Annotated in this window: 18 protein-coding genes; 11 read left to right on the forward strand and 7 right to left on the reverse strand. The window is 47.9% G+C overall.

Annotation, left to right across the window (positions count from 1 at the left end):
• Nucleotide 1 precedes the first annotated feature (1 nt).
• From C5O19_RS25600 to C5O19_RS25620, 5 genes are all read right to left on the reverse strand, one after another.
• On the reverse strand, nt 2-736 hold the full coding sequence (locus C5O19_RS25600; RefSeq protein WP_104716213.1) for a 3'-5' exonuclease: 735 nt from the start codon (nt 734-736) through the stop codon (nt 2-4).
• A gap of 160 nt (nt 737-896) precedes the next feature.
• Complete coding sequence (locus tag C5O19_RS25605; protein WP_104716214.1) at nt 897-1,310, reverse strand: hypothetical protein; 414 nt, start codon at nt 1,308-1,310, stop codon at nt 897-899.
• 25 nt (nt 1,311-1,335) lie between these two features.
• The gene (gene lipB / locus C5O19_RS25610) at nt 1,336-2,067 is read right to left on the reverse strand and encodes a lipoyl(octanoyl) transferase LipB (protein WP_104716215.1); all 732 of its coding nucleotides are present in this window, start codon (nt 2,065-2,067) and stop codon (nt 1,336-1,338) included.
• Nucleotides 2,068-2,318: 251 nt separating this feature from the next.
• The gene (cobA, locus tag C5O19_RS25615) at nt 2,319-3,107 is read right to left on the reverse strand and encodes a uroporphyrinogen-III C-methyltransferase (RefSeq protein ID WP_104716216.1); all 789 of its coding nucleotides are present in this window, start codon (nt 3,105-3,107) and stop codon (nt 2,319-2,321) included.
• Nucleotides 3,108-3,123: 16 nt separating this feature from the next.
• Complete coding sequence (locus tag C5O19_RS25620) at nt 3,124-5,214, reverse strand: HEPN domain-containing protein (protein ID WP_104716217.1); 2,091 nt, start codon at nt 5,212-5,214, stop codon at nt 3,124-3,126.
• A 354-nt stretch (nt 5,215-5,568) separates the two neighbouring features.
• On the opposite strand from C5O19_RS25620, the gene C5O19_RS25625 reads away from it, so the two are divergent.
• Both C5O19_RS25625 and C5O19_RS25630 read left to right on the forward strand, forming a co-directional pair.
• Nucleotides 5,569-8,907: a TonB-dependent receptor domain-containing protein gene (locus tag C5O19_RS25625; protein ID WP_104716218.1), complete on the forward strand. Its 3,339-nt coding sequence runs from the start codon at nt 5,569-5,571 to the stop codon at nt 8,905-8,907.
• 448 nt (nt 8,908-9,355) lie between these two features.
• Nucleotides 9,356-9,661 (forward strand): hypothetical protein, encoded by a 306-nt coding sequence (locus C5O19_RS25630; protein ID WP_104716219.1) that lies wholly within the window; start codon nt 9,356-9,358, stop codon nt 9,659-9,661.
• A gap of 15 nt (nt 9,662-9,676) precedes the next feature.
• On the opposite strand, the gene C5O19_RS25635 is transcribed toward C5O19_RS25630, so the two are convergent.
• Nucleotides 9,677-10,411 (reverse strand): RDD family protein, encoded by a 735-nt coding sequence (locus C5O19_RS25635; RefSeq protein WP_104716220.1) that lies wholly within the window; start codon nt 10,409-10,411, stop codon nt 9,677-9,679.
• A gap of 172 nt (nt 10,412-10,583) precedes the next feature.
• On the opposite strand from C5O19_RS25635, the gene C5O19_RS25640 reads away from it, so the two are divergent.
• From C5O19_RS25640 to C5O19_RS25675, 8 genes are all read left to right on the forward strand, one after another.
• Nucleotides 10,584-11,543 carry a stage II sporulation protein M gene (locus C5O19_RS25640; protein WP_104716221.1) on the forward strand — a complete coding sequence of 320 codons (960 nt, stop codon included), beginning with the start codon at nt 10,584-10,586 and terminating at the stop codon, nt 11,541-11,543.
• A gap of 15 nt (nt 11,544-11,558) precedes the next feature.
• On the forward strand, nt 11,559-12,419 hold the full coding sequence (locus C5O19_RS25645; RefSeq protein ID WP_102200801.1) for a hypothetical protein: 861 nt from the start codon (nt 11,559-11,561) through the stop codon (nt 12,417-12,419).
• Nucleotides 12,409-13,137, forward strand: a complete 729-nt coding sequence (locus tag C5O19_RS25650) for a DUF4129 domain-containing protein (protein WP_104716222.1) — start codon at nt 12,409-12,411, stop codon at nt 13,135-13,137. Before C5O19_RS25645 ends, C5O19_RS25650 begins: the two co-directional genes overlap by 11 nt.
• Before the next feature lie 107 nt (nt 13,138-13,244).
• Nucleotides 13,245-14,498 (forward strand): DUF4350 domain-containing protein, encoded by a 1,254-nt coding sequence (locus tag C5O19_RS25655; RefSeq protein ID WP_104716223.1) that lies wholly within the window; start codon nt 13,245-13,247, stop codon nt 14,496-14,498.
• 3 nt (nt 14,499-14,501) lie between these two features.
• Nucleotides 14,502-16,196 carry an AAA family ATPase gene (locus tag C5O19_RS26150; RefSeq protein WP_165796132.1) on the forward strand — a complete coding sequence of 565 codons (1,695 nt, stop codon included), beginning with the start codon at nt 14,502-14,504 and terminating at the stop codon, nt 16,194-16,196.
• Between the two features lie 145 nt (nt 16,197-16,341).
• Nucleotides 16,342-17,640, forward strand: coding sequence for a threonine synthase (gene thrC, locus C5O19_RS25665; RefSeq protein ID WP_104716224.1), 1,299 nt, complete (start codon nt 16,342-16,344; stop codon nt 17,638-17,640).
• Between the two features lie 358 nt (nt 17,641-17,998).
• Nucleotides 17,999-18,475 (forward strand): sll1863 family stress response protein, encoded by a 477-nt coding sequence (locus C5O19_RS25670; protein WP_104716225.1) that lies wholly within the window; start codon nt 17,999-18,001, stop codon nt 18,473-18,475.
• A 45-nt stretch (nt 18,476-18,520) separates the two neighbouring features.
• Nucleotides 18,521-18,883, forward strand: coding sequence for a YtxH domain-containing protein (locus tag C5O19_RS25675; protein WP_104716226.1), 363 nt, complete (start codon nt 18,521-18,523; stop codon nt 18,881-18,883).
• 89 nt (nt 18,884-18,972) lie between these two features.
• Here C5O19_RS25675 and C5O19_RS25680 read toward each other — a convergent pair whose 3' ends face one another.
• A complete protein-coding gene (locus C5O19_RS25680; RefSeq protein ID WP_207766557.1) occupies nt 18,973-21,378 on the reverse strand; it encodes a TonB-dependent receptor in 2,406 nt (801 codons plus the stop codon).
• Nucleotides 21,379-21,718: 340 nt separating this feature from the next.
• Between C5O19_RS25680 and C5O19_RS25685 the strand changes: the two genes are divergently transcribed.
• A complete protein-coding gene (locus C5O19_RS25685; RefSeq protein ID WP_102202413.1) occupies nt 21,719-22,255 on the forward strand; it encodes a hypothetical protein in 537 nt (178 codons plus the stop codon).
• The last annotated feature ends 212 nt before the right edge of the window (nt 22,256-22,467 follow it).

Here is a 22,467-nt window from a genome sequence, read left to right on the forward strand (position 1 = left end):
GCTATAAATCTAAACGAATAATTTGCTTTTCCTGTAATAAATTCATTTGGTGATAACGCAAGTATAATTGAGCTAATACAACAACATCTTCCCGGCAATACTGTGCAATAGAAAGTAGTCCATCGTGATGATAGTACGAGGTATTAACTTCACTCCCCGACAGGGTATCCTTACTGGACGGAATGCCGAACAAAGCCGCCAATAATTCGAGGCTGGTGTAGTTTTTAAAATCGCCAAATTTCCAGTAATCCATGGTATCCAGATGAGGGGAGTTATAGCGTTTCCAATGCGTATTCCAGAGCGATCGAGGAATGGATATGCCGTGAATCATCATCCGCCGGCAAAGGTAAGGGTAATCAAATTCGCGGCCATTATGGGCACAAAGAATCAAATTACGGGGATATCGCTTTTCGATCAGCGTGCAAAATTGGCGAAGTACGCTGGCTTCATCATGACCATGAATGGTACGAACCCGGAAGGTAGGCTCATCCGCTTCCTCCCAGTGGGAAAAGCCTAATCCGATGACGATAATTTTACCGAATTCTGCGTAAACGGCGGGCCGGTCAAAGTATAACTCTGCGTCTGTACAACCTTCCGTTGTGCGAATTCGGCTCGCTTTTCGTAGCCATTCTTTCTGTAATCGTTCAGATACTAACTCCAGCGAGGATTCGCCCGAAACGGTTTCTATATCAATGAATGAAAGAGGTTTGACCGAAGATTGAAAGGTAGCATTCATAAGCGAGCATCGAGGGATGGCTTCTAAATTACACACCAAGCTCCTACCTTCATTCATCCAATGAGCGAACGGTACAGTGAATAAACTTCCGGGAAGTGAGTACAAAAAAACGCGGACCTTACCATCGTAAAATCCGCGTTTCTTAAAACCTGAAAAAACTTTATTCGTGCAGAATACCTTCCTGTGCTAATTGGTTGATTTGAATCAAATTAGCTTCGTCCAGACTACCCGGTACGAAAATAAACCGCTTGTCGTAAACCTGATTGTCGATGAAATAACTCACCCAATATTCATTGGTTAAATGAAATACCGACGAATCAATGGGCTCAATCGGCTGATGACTATGGGCGGGAACTTCCTGGAAAAAATGGCGTAATGTTGACGTTTCCTGGGCTTCTTCACCCTGATGCTGGGGTTTACTATAGCCACGAGAAGTTACAAAAACGTTTTGAATAGCTTTGTCATTTCGGTTGAGTAAGTACACCCGCCAGGCAACTTCATTGAATTCGTTCACTTCACGGGCTATGGCTACTTTTACCCCTTCTACGGGTAAAAATGGAATGTCTTTTTTCATGGGAATGAATGGTTTTATTGGTTACTCAAACGGTCGGTGTGGTGAGCGATTCTTCGACAAAAACCATTTCGAACAAATCGGCCAGATGAGCTTTTAATCGCTGCGAAACTTCCTGGAAATCGAGGGAATGTCCCAGCTCTTTCGCTAGGGAGGTTACTTCTTTTCCCTCCAAACCACAAGGTACAATATACTCGAAAAAAGCCAGGTCATTATTTACATTCAGAGCAAAACCGTGCATGGTTACCCAGCGGCTGGCTTTTACGCCCATCGCACAGATTTTCCGGGGATTTTTCTGTTCGATATAATCCAGCCACACGCCCGTCATACCCGGAATGCGGCCCGCCTCCAGGCCATAATCCGCACAGGTACGAATGATGGCCTCTTCCAGCGTTCGCATGTACCAGTGAATATCGGGCTTGAAATTATCCAGATCCAGAATGGGGTAACCTACTAATTGACCCGGACCGTGATACGTAATATCACCGCCCCGATTGATTTTGTAGTACTGAATGCCGAGCTGTTCCAGCTTCTGTTCATCCTCCAGCAGATGTTCGGGTTTGCCACTTTTACCGAGCGTAAATACAGGAGGATGCTGCACAAAAAGAAGGTAATTATTCGTGGGCAGTTGCTCCTCTACTGCAGCTTGCCGATTCTGAACCTTACGGGCTACGGTAGCGGCTAGCAGCTCTTCCTGGGCGTCCCAAGCCGACTGATAGTCCCGAAGGCCCCAGTCCTGAAAAATCACTTGCTTATTCATGAATACGCTTAAAATTCATTCTAAAGGTAACAAGAAGCCCGTAGATATAATTCCCTACTTGAGCCTAAGCTCCTTATCGTTAAAAAAGTGATGCGATGCACCCAAAGAAGCTTTGAATGCATCGCACGTATAGTAACTAACTGTAAAGTTTGATTAGGTTTAAGATTCAAGCCTATGAAAGGGAGCCGGTAAAATCCCTAAGGGTACCATACTCCAAGGCTTGGGGTTTCAACCTCGTGTAGCTTACCAAATCAACCCCGCGTATCAAAAAATTGACCGTTTTGCAGAAATTCCTGCCAGTCGGTAGACGGCGTTGCCGAGCCGTACCGAACGACTTCGCCCAATACAATAACCGCCGGATTGGACAATTTCTGCTCCAAAGCCAGTCGAGGCAATTCCTGAGCGGTACCGATGGCAGTTCGTTGTTCGGCTGTTGTACCATTTTGCAAAATGGCTGCGGGTACATCCGCCCGGCCCATCTGTACGCAAAGGTCCGCAATTTCCTGAAGTTTGTTCATGCCCATCAGGACGACAATCGTAGCCGTTGAGCACAGAGCCAGACAGAGGTCGCGGGAGAGCGATCCATCCGTCTTGGTACCCGTAATGACCCAGAAGCTTTCACTCACGCCACGAGCCGTCATGGGAATACCGGCGTTGCCGGGCACGGCCAGGGCCGAAGACAAACCCGGTACGTAATCCGTTTCGATACCAAACGGGCGGGCATAGGCCAGCTCTTCCTGACCCCGTCCAAACACGTACGGATCGCCCCCTTTCAGGCGGACCACATGCCCCGCCGCAAACGCTTTTTCCACGATCAGTTCATTGATCCAGTCCTGCGAATGGCTCTGGCCGGGGCGTTTGCCGACGTAGATTTTCTCCGTTTCAGCCGGACAATGTTCCAGTAAGACGGGATCAATCAGGGCGTCATACAAAACCACGTTGGCATTCTGTAGAGCCTTGACTGCTTTCAGCGTAATTAAATCGGGGTCACCCGGTCCTGCTCCGACAACGGTCAGTTTAGGGTTCGTTTTTCTGCTCATTCGTAGTAATCGCGTCTCAGGCTTTAGCCGCAACCGCTTCTTCGCGGAACGCCTTCGCCCGTTGAAGAAAATCCAGAGCCTCTCCCAGAAAACGCTCGGCGAACTCCGGCGAGGGTTCCTGTTGATTAATCTGTAGTACTCGTTCCGTAAAGGTTTGACCGGCGAACGAGAATTCGCCGCTTTCCACAAATTGCTTGTCAAATTCTTTAATGACCGCATGTTGCGTACTTACGCTAACGCTCTTGTCCAGTAACAGAGCTTTCGCTCCCGAGACAAAAACGCTGTAGCTATAGTAGATCGAATCGGCGTAGCGACCTTCTTTCAAGGCTTGCTCGGCCCAATCGAATTTCTCTTCGGTTTCGAAAAGCAGCGTAGCCACCAGATCGATAATCACGCTGGCACATTCACCTACGCCAATTTCCGTAGCAAAAGATTCGGTTTGACCCCAGTCTACAAAATCGCTGTCAACCACTGTGGAGAGATCCGTCAGCGGTTTCAGAATGCCGTAGAAGTATTTTTCACCCTGACGATCGTAGTAATCATTGAAATACTCGCCGTCATTAGCGTTTTGTTCGTAATCATTCAGAATCCAACGCAGGGCTTGCGGACCACGTTTCGACGGAATCTTAATGACTTTATCAGCTACCCGACCCGAGCCATCGCCCAGCGTTCCACCACCCAGCAGAACCTGTAAAGCGGGCAATACACGTTTATCCGGAGCTTTCATCGAGCTGCCATGTAAACCAATCTGGGCCATGCTGTGCTGACCGCAGGCGTTCATACAGCCCGAGATTTTAATGAGAATGTCATTGTTGAAAATTAGGTCAGGAAATTCCTGCCCAATGACTTTTTCCAGTTCCAGTGAAATGGACGTCGAATCGGAAATGGCCAGGTTGCAGGTATCCGTACCGGGGCAGGCCGTGATGTTGGCCGTACTGTTCGCACCAGGTTGAGCCAACTCGTGAGCCGCCAGAATTTCGTAGACGCGGGGTAAATCTTCCGCTTTTACAAAACGGAACAACAGGCCCTGGTTGATTGATACCCGAACATCGTTGGCAACGTAAGGCTCGATCTGTCCGATCAGGCTACGGCTGGTTTCGGAATGAATATTGCCCAGCGGTACGCGTACGAATACGCCGTAGTAGCCGCTCTGTTTTTGCGGGAATACGTTGGATTTCAACCATTGGTTGTAGACCTCGTCCGTTGCATACGCCAGTGACCCTGTCGGTACTTCCAGTGCAGCTTCTACTGGAGCTTCAATCGTATACGTTTTGGATTTCAGGGCGGTCCATTCTTCCGTAACCAGTCGCTTGAACTCATCGAAACCGATTTTAGCAATCAGGAATTTCAAACGAGCCTTATGACGGCTGTTGCGTTCGCCGTGACGATCGAAAATGCGTAAAACCGCTTCCACCGTCGGAATAAGCTGATCGACGGGTAAAAATTCGTGGTACAGGTGAGCCAATGCCGGTTGGGCACCTAGGCCGCCCCCCACCAGTACTTTAAAACCCCGCTGCCCATCCTTGATTTTAGGAACAAAGCCTAAATCGTGCATATAGGACAGGGCCGTATCGGCGTCGGAGCTGGAGAAGGAAATCTTGAATTTCCGGCCCATCTCCTGACAAATCGGATTTCGAAGGAAATAACGGAAAGTAGCATCCGCGTAAGGCGTGACGTCGAAGGGCTCCTGCGGATCAATACCCGCCGTTGGTGAGGCCGTTACGTTCCGTACGGTATTTCCGCAGGCTTCGCGAAGGGTAATGTCATCCTGTTCGAGTTTGGCCCAGAGTTCGGGCGTACGATCCAGGCTAACGAAGTGAATCTGAATATCTTGACGCGTTGTTAGGTGCAGATTTCCCGTGGAATATTCGTCCGAAATATCCGCAATGCGTTTCCACTGGTTAAACGTCATTTTGCCGTAGGGCAATTTGATACGAACCATCTGAACGCCCTGTTGCCGCTGACCGTATACTCCCCGGGCCAGACGCAGGCTTCTAAACTTTTCCTCGTGAATTTTTCCCTCCCGGAAAAGGCGGATTTTTCGCTCTAAATCGACGATATCTTTTTCTACGAGGGGATTCTCCAGTTCGGTACGGAAACTTTGCATGGCTCTGAGAAGTCTTTTATTCTATCGAATAACTAGAATTAGCCTACAAACGTAGGACTCTTATGCGTAACGGCCAAACCCGCGTACGAAAATTTTAGTGCCTTTTACGCCCGATTTATTCTGAAAAACAATTGCTTATCCGCCGCCCGTTCAGCGGTGCTTGGGGCGTAAGTAGTCCTTAAAGATAAACTAGCCATAAACGCTTGGCATATCTACTTAATACCCCCGTTCATCGATGAATTTATGAAAAGAGTCCTACTGCCCCCGTTCACCACTAAACTTCCACCACTCCAGGCAATCTATGAGACAATTCTTTACGAGCCTTCTAGCCAGCACCGCCGCGTGCGATAGACAATGAAAACGAACCATTACCTCTCTTTACTGATCGCTACGCTATCATTTTCCCAGGCTTGGGCCCAGGAAGGTGCCATTAGCGGCCGCGTGACGCAACCCACCCAAAAGCCAGTTTCTGAAGCTAAAGTAGTTTTACTCCAGCCCGCCGATAGTACGAAACGACTCACCAGCCAAACTGACACCGCAGGTCGATTTCTGTTTCGTGGACTCGAACAGGGCCCCGCGTATCGCATACGCGTAGCTAAAGCGAATTTTCAGGCTCGTGAAGTTGAAGTAGCTCCTTTACGGGCTCAGGTAGATGTCGGTGCCGTAACCTTGTCGCCGGTTCGTACTATAGCGGTTGCGGACACGATTCGCCCAGCTACGACTCAGCCCAATTCGACGCTTCCTTCCAACACGCCCGTACTGCCCGCTGATACGAGTCGCCAAGCAGTGGCAGCACCGCCCGCTGTTCGGGATACCTTACCCCCCACGACACGTCCTGCCACACAACCCGTGCCTACGACGACTCCACCCACGCAGGCAACGACAGAACCCGGCGTGAATGGAACTGAACTACGGGGACGAGTTACGGATAAAAATGACGGCTCGGTACTTTTCGGCGTAACAGTTCTATTGATCAATGCCAGCGATAGTACCAAACGCAGTGGAACTACTACTGATGCCGAGGGACGTTTTGCCTTCCCGAATCTGAGTCGGGGCAGTTATCGCTTACGTCTTTCAAATATCGGGTACAATACCGAACAGATTCAGGTACGGCCCTTCAACAACGTACTTGATTTGGGTACCTTACCGTTGTCTTCTAATTCCAGAAACCTGAAAGAAGTGACGGTGAAAGGCATGCAGGAACGCGTGGAGCAGAAAGCCGATACGCTGATTTACAACGCCGATGCGTATAAAGTAACGAAAGACGCTAACGTGGAGGATCTGGTTACAAAAATGCCGGGGATCACGGTGGAAAACGGAACCATTAAAGCCCAGGGACAGGATGTCAAACGCGTACTGGTGGATGGACGCGAGTTTTTTGGGGATGATGCTTCGCTGGCTTTGAAAAACCTGCCTTCTGAAGTAGTGGATAAAATTCAGGTATTTGACCGGCTGAGCGATCAGTCCCAGTTTACAGGTTTTGACGACGGTAATGCCGAACGTACCATCAACATTACGACGCGAAGTGGGAAGAATAATGGTCAGTTCGGAAAAGTATACGCCGGTTATGGTACCGACAATCGGTATTCGGCCGGGGGAAATATCAACTTCTTTAACGGAGCTCGCCGGATTTCACTCATTGGCCTGAGTAACAACATAAACCAGCAAAACTTCGCCATGCAGGATTTGCTCGGAGCCCTGGGCTCAGGTGGCGGTGGCAACCGGGGTGGTGGTAACTTTGGTGGCAACCGGGGCGGCGGTGGTGGCGGTGGAAACCGTGGCGGCGGCGGTGGATTTGGCGGAAACTCCGCCGGAAACTTCCTGGTAGGTCAGCAGGGCGGTATTACCTCTACAAATGCCATCGGCTTAAACTACACCGATAACTGGAGCAGTAAGGTGAAAGTAACGGGTAGTTACTTTTTCAACAATGCCCGGAACCGGTCCGAAACGACCTTGAGCCGTACGTCCTTTGCTACAGGTGGCAACGGTCAGATTTATGATCAGAACAGCCAGTCTACCAACAATAACAATAACCACCGGGCCAACCTGCGACTGGAGTATCAGATCAGCAAACGAAGTTCGTTGATCTGGACGCCGCGGATTAGCGTTCAAAACAATAACAGTAGCAGTACGGTCGAAGGGGCGACCCGCGAGAGCGAAACCGGAGCCCAGATCAGCCAAACCAGTACCCGCAATACGGCCCAGAGTAACGGCTACAACTTTGGCCAGAACCTGTTGTTCCGCCATCAATTTGCCAAGCCCGGGCGAACCATTTCCGTGGGACTGGGAACGACGTTGAATGCCAATAACCGGAATGGCTTACTAAACTCCGAGAACCGCTATGCCCGCAGAAACGGGGTGGATTCGCTGGCCTTGATCCGACAACAATCGGAAACGGAAACCAACAGTAATACCTGGAATGCGAACGTAAACTATACCGAGCCGCTGTCGAAGATGAGTCAGTTGCAACTGAGCTACAACGGTTCGATCACCAACAGCAAAAGCAACAAGGAAACGTACGATTACAACGAAGCTACGCAGGGATACACATCGCTGAATTCGATTCTGAGCAACCGTTTCGACAATCAGTACTCGACCAACCGGGCTGGACTTTCATACCGCTTACGTAGCCAAAAAGGTTTTCTTTCGGCGGGTGTCGATTATCAGTTAGCGGATTTATCGGGGAATCAATTATTTCCCCGGACGTTCTCGGTGGATAAAACTTTCCAGAACTGGATGCCAAATATGGACGTGAACTACAAATTCACGCAAACGAAAAACCTGCGGTTCAATTACCGTACTTCTACGAATGCTCCTTCCATCACGCAGCTGCAGAATGTGTTTGATAATACCAACCCGCTGTTTATTTCCAGCGGTAACCCGAACCTGAAACAGGAGTATTCGCATACGCTTTCTTTACGGTACAACAGCACGAATGTAGCCAAGTCGGTAAATTTCTTCGGGGGGATGTTTGCCACCTTTACAGCTAATAACATCACCAACGCTACCGTGATCGCCAATCGGGACACGACGTTGACCGAAGGCGTGTTACTGACGCGTGGCTCGCAATACAGCCGTCCGGTTAACTTACAGGGCTACCGGAATTTGCGGGCATTTATGAACCTGGGCTTGCCGATTCAGTCGATTAAGAGTAACCTGAACTTGAACGGGGGCGTGAATTACTCCCGTACGCCCGGGTTGATCAACGAAGTTGAAAGCTTCTCGAACAATTACGCCATCAACGGTGGAGCTGTCCTGAGCAGTAACATCAGCGAGAACCTGGATTTTTCTGTTTCGTATTCAGGGGCGTACAACATCATTCGGTATACCATTCAGCCTCAGCAGAACAGTAACTATTTCTCGCATACGGCCCGTTTTCGGTTGAACTGGATTTCAGCTAAGGGCTTCACCATTAACCCTGACGTAACCAATACGCTATATACGGGTCTGGGGGCCGGCTATGATCGGAGTTTTACGCTGTTCAATCTGGGCGTAGGGCAGAAGATCCTGAAAGATCAACGCGGTGAAATTCGTCTAACAATTTTCGATTTACTCAATCAAAACAACAGCATCAGCCGGAATACGACGGAAACGTACGTGGAAGATACCCGTACGCTGGTGCTGAGCCGGTATTTTATGCTAACGTTCACGTATAACCTCCGAAACTTCAGAGGAGCCGTGGCGAAAAAGTAGGTGCTTGAACGAATAGTGAATGGCGAAGGCTTTCCCTGAGAGGGGAAAGCCTTTCTTTTAGAAAGGAATGAATGAATTAGTATAAGAACCAGAAGAGTCCTATTCCGCACCGCCGGTCCCAAATGGTTGTCAGAGGAAGGAGGGGAAGTAATAGCTTGCGGGAAATCAAGAGCGTTGCCCGATGTCCGAGATTCTGACGTTACTAGCAGAATGTATCTTAAGAATGATAGTCAGGGAATTGCTATGCAATGTGCCCGTAGGTACCTTGCGATGGCTTTTTTTTCGTGTAAGTCTGCGAAGAAATCGGGCGTGGATGGATTTTATAGCGGATGACTTTACAAATGCTATTTTGGCAATAATCTTCTTCGTAGCCTGGATGATTTATATCCTTACGTATCAAAATGGAGTCGTTCCTTGAACATCTTTGTAGGAATAATGTCACCGTATCATGTGGAAAACCCTGCCTTCGTATCTGCTTCTGGCGAGTGTATCGCTACTTTTTGTGTTTGGACTGTTAACGGGTTATGACTTGTACCAATCCTATCAGGACGAAGCGACCTACACCCGTCTGTATGCGAATCTCGCCGATTATCGTAACCGAAGTGTATTGATTATTGGGTTGGTTGGAAGTGGATTACTGATTTTCAAATATTGGACTTACGCTCCCAAACGCGTCACGCTACTCGTGTATCTAGCTTTACTGGTGGCTACGATGATCGTAGTTCTGATGGGTCCGGAACGCCAGCCGATCTAATCTGATTCCGGCTTTCTATACACTTTCCCGTACCGCTAATACGGTATGATCCTGTAAAAGCGTAGTGAGAAACACCCAGTCGTCGAGGTCGGTTTGAATACCCGTAACGTCTTTTACCCGTTGGGCAGTCATCGCCAGTAAATCGAACGTATGGTGTTGCTGCGTTTTGCGAAGTACCCGGCGAATGGTATTTAGATCCCGGTCGGAAAGCAGTAAAGCCTGCGGAAATAGCACCTGGTACTCAGGATGGTCATCTTGGGTGAGTTCATCCAGTCGTACGGGTGGCCGTAATTTCACCACGGCCGTTTTAGCGGCCCGGTCACCCAGCCGTTGACCCTGGTAGATCGCCATGGTAATCAAGCCCACCAGTCCCGAAAAAATCCAGATGTCAAGCATTCTAAGTAGCCATCGCAGAAAATAATCCCCCACACTGGCGGATGTACCGTTGAGGCGTACGACCCGAAGTCCCAGTACCCGTTTACCCACCGACTGGCCGTTCATAAAGATTTCCGACAGTAAACTATAGCCCATGACGGGCAGAGCAATCACCAGCATATAGATAGCGAACAGAACACTCGTATTCTCTACAACATTGGTCAGGTAAGTACTGAAGAGTAGGGACCCCAGAATCAACCACGCTCCCATAATTACGAGATCAATAAGAAAAGCCAGAATTCGGTCGCCAATACTAGCGGGCAGAAATTCCAGCGTAACATTCTGGGTCGTTTGGATGGATAAATGCGTAGACATGGCTGAGTTAGGCAACGGATGGTTCTCGTGAATCGACAAACAGAAAATTCGTTCTGGGGAAAGGATCCAATGAATCCTTTGGGATTCGCAGCGAATTACGAAAAAGTTTTTGCTATTTTGGCCGATAGCCCGATAGTTTAGTCGCAGTTATCTGGTTTAAGCGGAGAAGCCCATGCGAGAAGCGGTATTTATTAAGAAAAACAAGGAAAAGTGGAAGTATTACGAAGACCATCGGACCAAGAATCCCGATGAATTATCGGAACAGTTTATTGAACTGACCGACGATCTTTCGTACGCCCGTACGTTCTATCCCGATTCGCCCGTTACCCGCTACCTGAATACGCTGGCAACGCGGTTTCACCAGAAAATCTACGCCAACCACAAGGAAAAAAGCAATCGTTTCGTCCAATTCTGGGCGTACGAGTTACCCTTTCTGTTTTACCAGTCGCATCGAACGTTGCTGTATGCCTTTCTGTTCTTTTTCGCCGCTACGGTGCTGGGCGTGATTTCTACGCTGTACGACGAAAGTTTCGTTCGTCTCATTCTGGGGGATCAGTATGTCAACATGACGCTCGAAAATATCCAACGCGGTGATCCGATGGCGGTGTATAAATCCCAGCAAATGACCGTCTCTTTCCTTACCATTACACTTAACAACGTACGCGTAGCTTTTGCGGCTTTTGTGTATGGCATTGCTTTGTCAGTAGGAACGGTATATGTACTGTTTCAAAACGGCGTCATGCTCGGAGCGTTTTTTACGTTTCTGTACCAGCAGGGCGTCATTCGGGCGGCTCTGCTGACGGTCTGGATTCACGGCACGCTCGAAATTTCAGCCATCATTATTGCCGGTTGTGCGGGGCTGACGATCGGGAATAGTATTCTGTTTCCTAAAACTTACTCCCGGCTTGAGTCTTTCCAGCGGGGAGCTCGTCAGGGGATGAAAATTGCAATTGGCCTGGTCCCCATTTTCATTACGGCAGGTTTTCTGGAAGGCTTCGTAACCCGACAGCCGCTGTACCCGGCCGTTAGTATACTCATCATCGCGGCTTCGGCCTTTTTTATTGGCTGGTATTTCGTCTGGTATCCGATCCAGCTGAACCGGAGAGCCACCTTGCGACTTCCCCAATCCTAGCCTAAAAACGTACTTATGCGTACCATTCAACTTCGCGAAGAGCGAAATTTTAGCGAAATCATTAACGTTACCTTTCAGTTTACCTTTCAAAACCTGCGTACACTGGGGCCTATTTTGCTGTATTTCGCGGCTCCTTTCTCGCTGATTTCTGGAATCGCTACGGGCTTATACCAATCGCAGCTTTTCAGTTCGGGATTGGGACTGGCGGGTGCCTCTCGCTTCAGCAATTTCTTCGGGCCTTCGTATTTGATGAGTATTCTGTTTAGTCTCCTGGCGAGTATTACCATTTCCCTGGTCGTGAGCAGTTATCTGGTACGGTACATGGACAGTGACGAGCCTATTGAGCCCGCCGAGGTCTGGCGAATCGTACTGCGAAATTTATTACCTACGTTACTTCTGTACGTGATATACGGGTTCTCTTTACTACTGGGCTTTGTCCTGTGTTTTCTACCGGTAGCATACCCGTATACCACGTTTAGTTTAGGTACGATCAGTCTAGTTCGCGAAGAGCGGCGACCTTCGCAGGCTCTACAACGTTCGCATGAACTGGTAACGATGAGCTGGGGCGACGCCCTGACTACCTTCGGTATCCGGATACTGGTCACGTTGGCAGCCAGCTTTTTAGGAGGAATTCTGTCCATTCCCATGTATCTGGTCATGTTTCTGCAAACCTTGAAAGTGGTAGGAGATGACCTGCAGTGGGTAACGATGCTTAGTTCGGTAATAGCCGTAACAGGTACGACCATTCTTTCGGCCCTGGTCGATGTAGCTCTCGGATTTCAGTATTTTTCGCTCGTGGAAAAGAAAGAAGGTATTGGCCTTATGCAGGAAATTGAAGCCATTGGTCAGCAAAATCGCCGTGACGATGCGTATTAAGGGACTTTACTACTGGCTGATTGCTTGTCTGCTCTGGTTTCCGCTTTCGGGAGCATACGCTCAGAAGGAGGCTACGGGTGTAGGTAAAAAGGTTCTTCCTGCCGAACCTGCCAGACCAACGTTACGGCAACCCCTGTCCGAACGCTGGAATGAGATTAAAGAGGCCCGCGAATACCAGTATGGTCACGATGTGGAACCACCCTCGGGTTTGATCGATGAGCTTTGGCAACGATTTCTAGCCTGGCTTTTCGAGTTTCTCTACAGTACCGATACCCGAAAAAGCCGTGAATGGGTACAAATTCTGTTTATTACGGCCGTGGTCGTATTTGTGCTGTATAAGTTCATGGGCATGGACAAAATGGGTCTGTTCCAGCGGAAATCGAAACGATCCACGCTTCCTTATTCGCTGATGCAGGAAGACATTCACGCGATTGATTTTCGGGAAGCGATTGATCAGGCGGTTCATCAGCACAATTACCGACTGGCCGTACGACTGTTGTACCTGCAAACCCTCAAGACCATGGCCGACCGGCAGCTGATTTCCTGGCAAATCAATAAAACCAACCGTACGTATGTCTACGAGGTGAACCAGCCCGGGTTACGGCCTACATTCGAACATTTGACTTCGTTGTTTGAATACGTCTGGTACGGCGACTTTCCGGTAACGGAAGAACGATACCGTGAAATTCAACAGGAGTTTAATGAGTTTAGGGTTTAGAGTTTTCAGTTAGATAGTTGTACTAACTCCGTAGGAGTTCCATAATCACTAGCCTAGGGTACAAACCCAACTCCCTTCCAATTTATATTTATAACGTTTTCCCGTTCGTGAAGCATTCGAAATTTCTGTTCTTTCTGCTCAGTATCATCGTCCTGTTTGTGGCCGTGGAGTACTTCCGTCCGCGACCTATCGACTGGACGCGGACGTATCGGAATGACCAGCAAATGCCTTTCGCTACCCAAGCCCTTTATGACCTGCTGCCGGGACTGTTTCCGAAACAACCCATTCACTCGGTACGTCTGCCTTTTTATAACCTCTGGAAGGAACAGCAACTCGCTCCCCGCAGTACTTACTTATACATCAGCGAAAACTGTACGCTCGAAGACGCCGACGTAAAGGCTTTGTTTGCGTACCTGAAACGCGGAAATGTCGTTTTTCTTTCGGCCAACGGTTTTCCAAAGCTCCTCCTGGATTCACTGCACCTGAAAATAGGTACCAATCATCTCATTGATTTCAATCGGGCCTATCAGGAGCAGGCTCAGCCGGACGAAGATCAACAGGCTTTTTACAACCGCTTTCGGCTCGATACGATGGCTCTGAACCTGACAAATCCGGCCTTCAAACGACCGGGTAAGGGCTTTGTTCTGGAAAGAGAAACCGCGGAAAATCATCTTCTGACCACTGAGTCTACACAAAACGCTACGGTTTTGGGTGTAAACCAGCACGGGCAGTATAATTTCCTGAAATTCAACCTCGGAGCGGGTACGTTGTACCTGCATTCGGCTCCGGAAGTCTTTACCAATTATTACCTCCTGCAACAGGGTGACGCCAATTATGCCTTTCGGGCCCTTTCGTACTTACCCAATCTACCCATTCTTTGGGATGAGTATACGGAACAGGGTCGCGAAGGTGAAAAAAGCTTGTTCCGCTTTCTCTTTACCAGTCCGAGCTTAACCTGGGCGTATTACCTGACGCTGGCGGCTTTATTTTTGTTTGTACTCTTTGAAAGTAAACGACGACAACGCGTCATTCCGGTACTGGAGCCGCTACGGAACAGCTCCCTGGAATTCGTCGAAACGGTAGGCCAGTTATACTACCATCAGGCCGATCATAGCGTGATTGCCGAAAAGAAAATTCAGCATTGGCTGACGTACGTACGCCAGCGGTTTGGTCTGAAAACGACGGAGCTGGACGAAGAATTTAAAGAACTACTGACGGCAAAAAGCGGACTCGAGCGTTCCGAAATTGATCGATTACTGGGCCGAATCGGGCAGGTACAATACTTTTCAGGAAATTTGCCCGAGAACCAGCTGGTTGATCTGAGTAACCAGATTGAACAATTTTACCAGCGTACCCAGTAACCCATGACCCAGATTCAGGAAACCATTCGGCGTATTCAGGAGATTGCCCGCTATCTGCAAAGGCTGGAATCGGATGATGATGCTCTGTTTGCTGAACTGAATGCCATCGACAAAGCCGTGATTGCTCAGTTGCTGGAAGAGTACAAAGTCGTTGAAAAACAGTTCAAGCCTATTAAACTGCTCCGCTACGAAGTGCTGAATCAGTTGCAGGAAGAACGCCCGCCCCTGCGTGCAGAAGACGTGGATTTTTACCGCGAACGCATCGAACGCAGAGATACCGAATACTTTCAGAAGTACGGATTAAAAGTGGTTGAAGGGCTGGCAAACTCCGAGCCGCGAGATTCGTTCAGTGTGTATCGCCGTCAGGGTAAAAGTCTGTACTTCCGGTTGTTGTACCCGATTTTTTACCGAAAACTGCAATCCAATCTTATCAAGCCAGCCCTGCAGGAAATTACTACTGCTATTGCCGAAACGCTGGGCCTGAGTGAATACCGTACGCATACTGTCGATTTCCGGGGAAGCACCAATTTTGGTTCGCTCGTATGCTGGCTAGCCTTATACCCGGCCCGCTTTCGCTCGCATCAGGAATGCCATCACCTGTTTCTGACCATCACGGCCGATGGATTAAAAGCTGGTTTATGGTCTGGGCTTACTAATAAGGCTTCTTTTGAAGGTTCCGTCCAGAACGTTCAATCCTACGAAACGGCGGTAGAGTTCTTGAAACGATTGCGTAGCGATTACTACGTATTCAATCAGGAAGGAAAAACGCCTAAGAAATCCACAAAAAAAGCGGTTGTATCGACACCGGCCCCGGTCGTTGCCGAACCCACACCAGCGTATCAGCCCCGACCTTATACCGCAGCGGACGCTTTGCAGGAATTATTTCTTTCGGAGGAACGCTTTCAGGAAATTCAGGATGCATTGGCGTACAAGCAAAATTTGATTTTGCAGGGGCCTCCCGGGGTGGGGAAAACCTTTGTCGCCAAACGGCTTGCCTATACATTACTGGGTGCTCGGGACGAAAGCCGTATTGAAACGATTCAGTTTCACCAGTCGTACGCTTACGAAGATTTCATGCAGGGACTACGACCCGATGGAGCGGGTAATTTTTATTTGCGAAACGGCGTATTTTACGAATTCTGTAAGCGAGCTGGGCAGTCTGACCAACCCTTCGTATTCATTATCGACGAAATCAACCGAGGCAACTTAAGCCGAATTTTTGGGGAATTGTTTCAATTGATGGAAAGCGATAAACGAGGCCCTGCTCACGCCATTACGCTGACCTATTCGGAAGAACGCTTTTTCGTACCCGCCAATGTCTATCTGATTGGGACCATGAATACCGCCGACCGCTCATTGGCTCTGGTAGATTACGCCCTGCGGAGACGTTTTGCCTTCATCGAGTTAGCTCCAGCCTTTGGTGTCAAGTTTCAAGCGTTACTAGAAAAGGAAGGTCTATCCACGGAGTTTATCCACATTTTAGTGAATAAATTGGAGTTTATCAACAAAGTTATCCACAATGATCGCAATCTAGGCAGTGGATATCTCATTGGTCATAGTTACTTCACCCATCCGCAAATGCCCGAAAAAGAATGGTTCCTACGCATCATTCGACTGGAGATTGCTCCGCTATTGCGAGAATACTGGTTTGACGAACCGGATCAGGCGGAAGAACAAATTCAGCGGCTATTGGCATAATTTCACAAAATTCTATTTGGCAGGCCGGGGGGAAACCCCGAATTTTGTCCTCGTTTTATTAAAAACGATTTACTGTTACGCAGGCGGTGGTTTTCAGGCAAGAGGCTGCTGGAAAGACGGAACGGTAAATTGAAAACTTATTCGGATGAAACTATATTCCACCAAGCACCAGAGTCCTGACGTTAGCTTAGAAGAGGCTGTTTTTCGTGGGTTGCCCCCCGATAATGGGTTGTACATGCCCGAATATATTCCGACCCTTCCGCTTTCATTTTTTGAAACGATTCAGGATTTATCACTATCCGAGATTGCGTTGGAAGTATCCAAGGCTTTAATTGGCGATGACATTCCCGAAGCCGACCTCAAACGCATCATCGATCAGGCCATTACGTTCGATGCTCCGGTAGTAGCGGTGGAACCTGATACGTACGTGCTCGAATTATTCCATGGGCCTTCCATGGCCTTCAAGGATTTTGGGGCTCGTTTCATGGCGGCATTGATGTCCTATTTTCTGGAAAAATCGGCCAAGGAAATTCATATTCTCGTAGCTACCTCTGGTGATACGGGCGGAGCCGTTGCTCAAGGGTTTTACCAAACTCCGGGCGTTAAGGTAACGATCTTGTACCCCCGTGGAAAGGTCTCTGACATTCAGGAGAAACAATTGACCACCCTCGGAGCCAACGTTACGGCGTTGGAAGTAGAAGGTACTTTTGACGATTGCCAGCGATTGGTGAAAGAAGCATTTTTGGATGCTGATTTACGGGCGAAATTTAACTTAGCTTCAGCTAACTCAATTAATATCAGTCGTTTAATTCCCCAGGCGTTCTATTATTTTAATGCATACGCTCGGCTGAAGCACTTAGGGAAGCCCCTCGTATTCAGTGTGCCGAGTGGAAACTTTGGCAACCTGTCGGCGGGAATCATTGCCTACCGCATGGGTCTGCCCGTACGTAAGTTTATCGCGGCGACAAATAGTAATCACGTGGTCCCCGACTATTTGTCAACGGGCGTATTTGAGCCCAAACCTTCACAGGAAACTATTTCGAACGCGATGGATGTGGGTAATCCCAGTAACTTCCCGCGTTTACTGCTCCTAAGCGGCGGTGAATGGGAAACCGCTAAGGATTTGATAACGGGCATCTGGTACGACGACGCACAAACGCAGGATGCCATTCGCCACGCCTACGATTCGACGGCTTATTTGCTCTGTCCGCATACGGCCATTGCATATCAAGGACTAAAAGACACGGTAGCCGGGATGGAGGAAGAGGTAACGGGCGTATTCTTATCTACGGCTCATTACGCGAAGTTTCTGCCTACCATGGAGGCGACGCTTGGTACTACACTACCCGTTCCTGAACGATTGGCTGAATTACTCGACAAGACTAAGGAAGCTATTCCCATGAGCAGCAATTTTGCTGACTTTAAAGCTTACTTACTAAGTTAATCTTTTACTTGCTTTCTATAAAAAGGGCCAAACGGAAGACGTTTGGCCCTTTTTAGTTTAATGGTTTTTAGAAAGATCGTGTATAGTAGTCAACGTAACGGTGTTATATACGGAGGAATATTGGGATTTTATTTCCCCTGTTTTTAGGTTGATATCCGTTTGGTATCGGTTTTTAACCGGTATAGTCATCTAAAATGCCTTCAACGCATTTAAACATATCCACAACCGTCAACCAACCTTTAAAGACAAAGTACTTCAACCTGAATAATTGAATTTATAACCAACCTGCGTTACCATCAACTTATTATTACCGAGTGTCAACCTATCACTTAAAATTATTCCAACCTGCGTTATTGCCATGAAAAAAAGTTTGATTGCCCTTAGTACCGCTTTAGCATTAGGAATGTTCACGCTGACCTCCTGCGAAGAAAAACCGAAGAGTGCCGAAGAGAGCTTAGCTGATGCTAAACAAGAAGCACGCGAAGAGAAAGCGGAAATTAATGAAGACTTACAGGAAGCAAAAAATGACGCGTCTGAGAAACGGGCGGAAGTAAACGCCGAGCTGAAAGAAGAAGAACGTGAGTTTCTTGCTAAAATGGAAGCCCAACGCGACAATATCGATGCTGAATTGAAGCAAATCGACGCGAAGCTGGACAACGCTAAAGGCGAAGAGAAAGCCCGCTGGGAAGCTCGGAAAGATCGGCTCGAAAAGCGAAAAGATAAAATCGACGAAAACATGACCGAACTGAAAGGTGGTCTGAAACGCGATTGGAAATCCTTCAAAGCAGACGTTGACAAAACGTTTGATGACATCAAAAGAGATTTGAAGAACTAACGAATAGACCTCCTAACGGGGTTATATCATCCAAAATATTCAACAATGGCTAATAAAAGTCTTTTAGGATTTGCCGCTGCCGGAGCTGTAGGGGTACTAATCGGAATCATCGTTGCTCCTGAAAGTGGCAACAAAAACGTTAAAAAAATCAAACGTTTCGTTAACGATTGGGCTAGCAAAATGCTCGACGAAATCGAAGCAGGCAAGAGCTCCCTGGGTGAATTCGCTGATGAAGCCGAAGAGAAAGCTTATGAGCTGAAAGGCAGAGCCAAAGCAAAAGTAGAGGATTTCAAAGATAGTGCGTATGAACTGAAGGGTGAAGCAGCTGCCAAAGCAGAAGACTTCGCTGATGAAGTAAAACAAACGTACTCAGACGTCCAAAGCGAAACCAAACGGTCATTCTCGTAAGCGTTTATCCAACCTGAACTTTTGCTATAAATGCCCAATAAAAAATCCGGTAAGGCTACTTACCGGATTTTTTGTTGGGCAGCATTAAACTAGAATTTGATGCCTACACCCAGCAAAACGTTGAAACCAGCTTGAGGGTAGTAGTAATTTTCAGTAGTCAACTGTCCTTCAGAAACGTAACTGAAGGTATAACCATTGGATTCGTAGAGTCGATTGAAAACGTTATTTAGTAATAGACTCACGTTAATTTCCTTGACGAACTTGGGCTTGATGCTGTAAATAGTGCGAATGTCGTTCGTAAAATAGCCGTTGAGTTTTCGACCTTCATCCTGCGTATTATCCAAATACTGCTTTCCTACGTACTTGGCCAACCATCCCAGCTCCAGGTTTTTGATTGGTTTCCAGAGTAGTTGTCCGCCAAAAATTACGTTCGGTGAGAAAGAGATGTCCGTATTTCTGGAAATTTGCTCCTGTTGCGTCTCGTCATCATAATTATCGTAGTACGAACGGAATTCTTTGATTTTATTCCGGCTAAAGGTAGCATTGGCGTTCAAGGTCAAGGTTTTAGCGATCTGATAACCGCCTTCTACTTCCAGACCCATCCGATAACTCTTGCCCGCGTTGGTGCGGGTGGGACTGCCCACATCGTTAAGTTTACCCGTCAGTACCAGCTGGTTTTTGTAGTTCATGTAATAGCCATTAACCGTGAAAGCCAGTTTGCCTGCCTGTAAACGATAACCTGCTTCCCAGTCTTGAAGCTGTTCAGCTTTTGGGCGACTTTGGGCCGTTGATTGCGTAAAGTCGTCACGGTTCGGTTCCCGGTTAGCTACGCTGAATGAAGCGTACGCCGAGTGCTGTTCGCTAATCTGGTAATTCAAACCCAGTTTAGGATTAAAGAAATTCAGATCCGCCTGTTGCTGTACATTTTGCAATTGACTGTTAATTCCCAGAAAATCGTAGTGAACCCGGCGAATCTGAGCGTCTGCGAAAACGTTCAAGCCTTCCGTCAACTGGTAATACGCTTTAGCGTATAAGTTGAAGTCGGTTTTAGTCGCATCATCCTCGTAGTACCGCGTACGAATGTTGGAGTTGCTGGCAAAGCGAGCCCAGATGATTTCACCAAAGTGCTTACCCGTATAACGATTCCAACCTCCACCAATATTTACCTTGAGCTTCTTAAAGGAATCATAGTCGAGCGAGAATACCGTTCCGTAAAAATCATTGTCAAGCCATTTGCGGCGGATGAGCGTAGTCGTATCAACGGTAACCCCGCCAATGACGACCGGAGCTAGTCCATACTTATTGAGTTTTTCGCCGGGTTTATATTCTTCATAATAGCCACGTCCCTTCGTATAGTGAAGGTTGAAGTTGAAGGTCCAGTTACGGGAAAGCTGATGCGAACTCAGTAACTGGTAATTATCCTGCTGGTAGTTATCGGTCTGGTTGTCGTACGTAAAACTATTGTAGGTACGATTCGTCTTTAACAAATATTCCGGCACGCCATTCCAGGCCTGATACGTTTTCTCAATGCCGGAAAAAATGTTAATCCGTACAAAGGACTTTTTTCCAAAATACGCTCCCGACAAGTAAAACGATTTAAGGTTGGAAGAAGCCCGATCTACGTAACCATCCGAGGTCAGTCTGGACAGACGGGCATCTACGGTAAATTTTCCGTTAATGAGTCCCGTACCCGCCAGTACGTTATTTTTCAATGTATTAAAAGAACCCACGCTGTGATTGGTTTCAGCATAGGCATCTTTCCGAAATTCATTCGTCTGGACGTTTACCGTCGCCCCAAAAGCTCCGGCTCCATTGGTCGATGTACCCACGCCGCGTTGGATCTGAATGCTGGTTGTACTGCTCGCAAAATCGGGCATGTTAACCCAAAAGAGCCCCTGACTCTCGGCATCATTGTAAGGAATGCCGTTGAGGGTTACATTAATCCGAGTTGCGTCGGAGCCACGAATCCGAAAGCCGGTATAACCAATGCCCGCTCCGGCGTCGCTAGTCGTTACTAGTGAGGGTTGAAAATTGAGAAGTACGGGTAAATCCTGACCCAAATTCTGTTTCTGAATTTCTTCGCCTCCTACATTCGTATACGCCATTCCGGTACGCTGGTTGGCCCGAGTCGCGGATACTACTACTTCATCTGCGGTAAACGAACTACGTACCAGAGCAATACGCAACGGCTGCGTAGCAGTCAGGTCAATACGCTGTTTTTCATAGCCTACGTAGCTGATTTCAAGCGTCGTCACCTGATCAGGTAGATTGCTTAATGAGAAGCTCCCATCCGTTTTCGTGGTTACGCCTCTTCGCGTTCCAACTGCCTGTACACTAGCTCCGGGCAGGGGCTGACCGTCCGACGCGTCCGTTACTGTACCCGATGCATTTTTCTGAGCAAACGAATACAGCGAAGAAAGTAATAGGAAAAAAAGTAGAAAACCTTTACCCAAAAAATGGGGCAGTTTTACTGCGTGAGTAAAGCTTGTATGCATGGTCGTATAGCTACGACAGGCTAAGGGGCTGAAGCCCGTCCGGGTTTCAGTACATAAATGGATAAGAGTATTGATGCTGGGATAATCCGAAGAAATACAAGTTTTCAGACTATCTACGCTTCCCTTCGACGGCATTATCCGTGGCAGGTTCAATGGGTATGATCTCAGCCCGTTAGGTAGGGCACCCCTTTATGCGATCAGTCTGACAAAGGTAGGCGTTTGAGAAGGGATTTGATGACACGAGAACTTAAAAAACAATTTTTATCGAAAGAATAAAAGCCGTTCCAACCCTTTAAATCGAAATTGGGTCTTTACAAGGTCCTCCATACCTTTATCTATCATGAAAGTACTCACTATGCTGGGTTTTATGGTGATGGCTGCTTTCCTAGGCATCACGTTAGCATCCACGCAACAGCAACTGCAACCCATCAACACTGTATTGGGCGATGAAAGCTTCATTGCCACTTATGGCCGTAAACCTGATTTGAGAACCCCGCAGTCGCTTCGTATTGAAACGCATTTAGCGTACGTAGAAGACAAGTTGCGACAAAGCTCTGTAACCCATCTGCCCGCTCATCTCCAACAAAAACGCCAACGGTTATTAGACCTATTACAGCAATACAGGGAGGCTGGCAACTTTCCCCAAAGTGAGCCGAACGTAGGTCAATACAAACCCTGTTTTATGGATAAAAACGGTACCATTTGTGCGGTAGGCTACCTGATCGAGCAGACGGAAGGGCGAGCGATCGCCGAACGTATCAACGCCCGGCATCCGTACGACTATATTCAGGACATGGATATGCCCGAAGTACAGGAATGGATAGAAAGCTCAGGACTAACGGAAGAAGAATATGAAATGATTCAAACCAGTCATTAGGATCAGGTTTAGTAACGGAATAAAAAAAGCCCACTTGTTGAAAGTGGGCTTTTTTAGTATAGAAAAATCCAGTGCTTACTTAGCTTGACCTTGTTGAGGGGTCAGGAGTTGGAAGAACTCATCCAGACGAGGCGTGAGAATGATCTCCGTTCTGCGGTTAACCTTCCGTCCCGCCGAGCTCTTGTTGGAATCCTTGGGCTCGTACTCACCCT

The sequence above is a fragment of the Siphonobacter curvatus genome (assembly GCF_002943425.1).
In the GTDB taxonomy this organism is placed as follows: domain Bacteria; phylum Bacteroidota; class Bacteroidia; order Cytophagales; family Spirosomataceae; genus Siphonobacter; species Siphonobacter curvatus.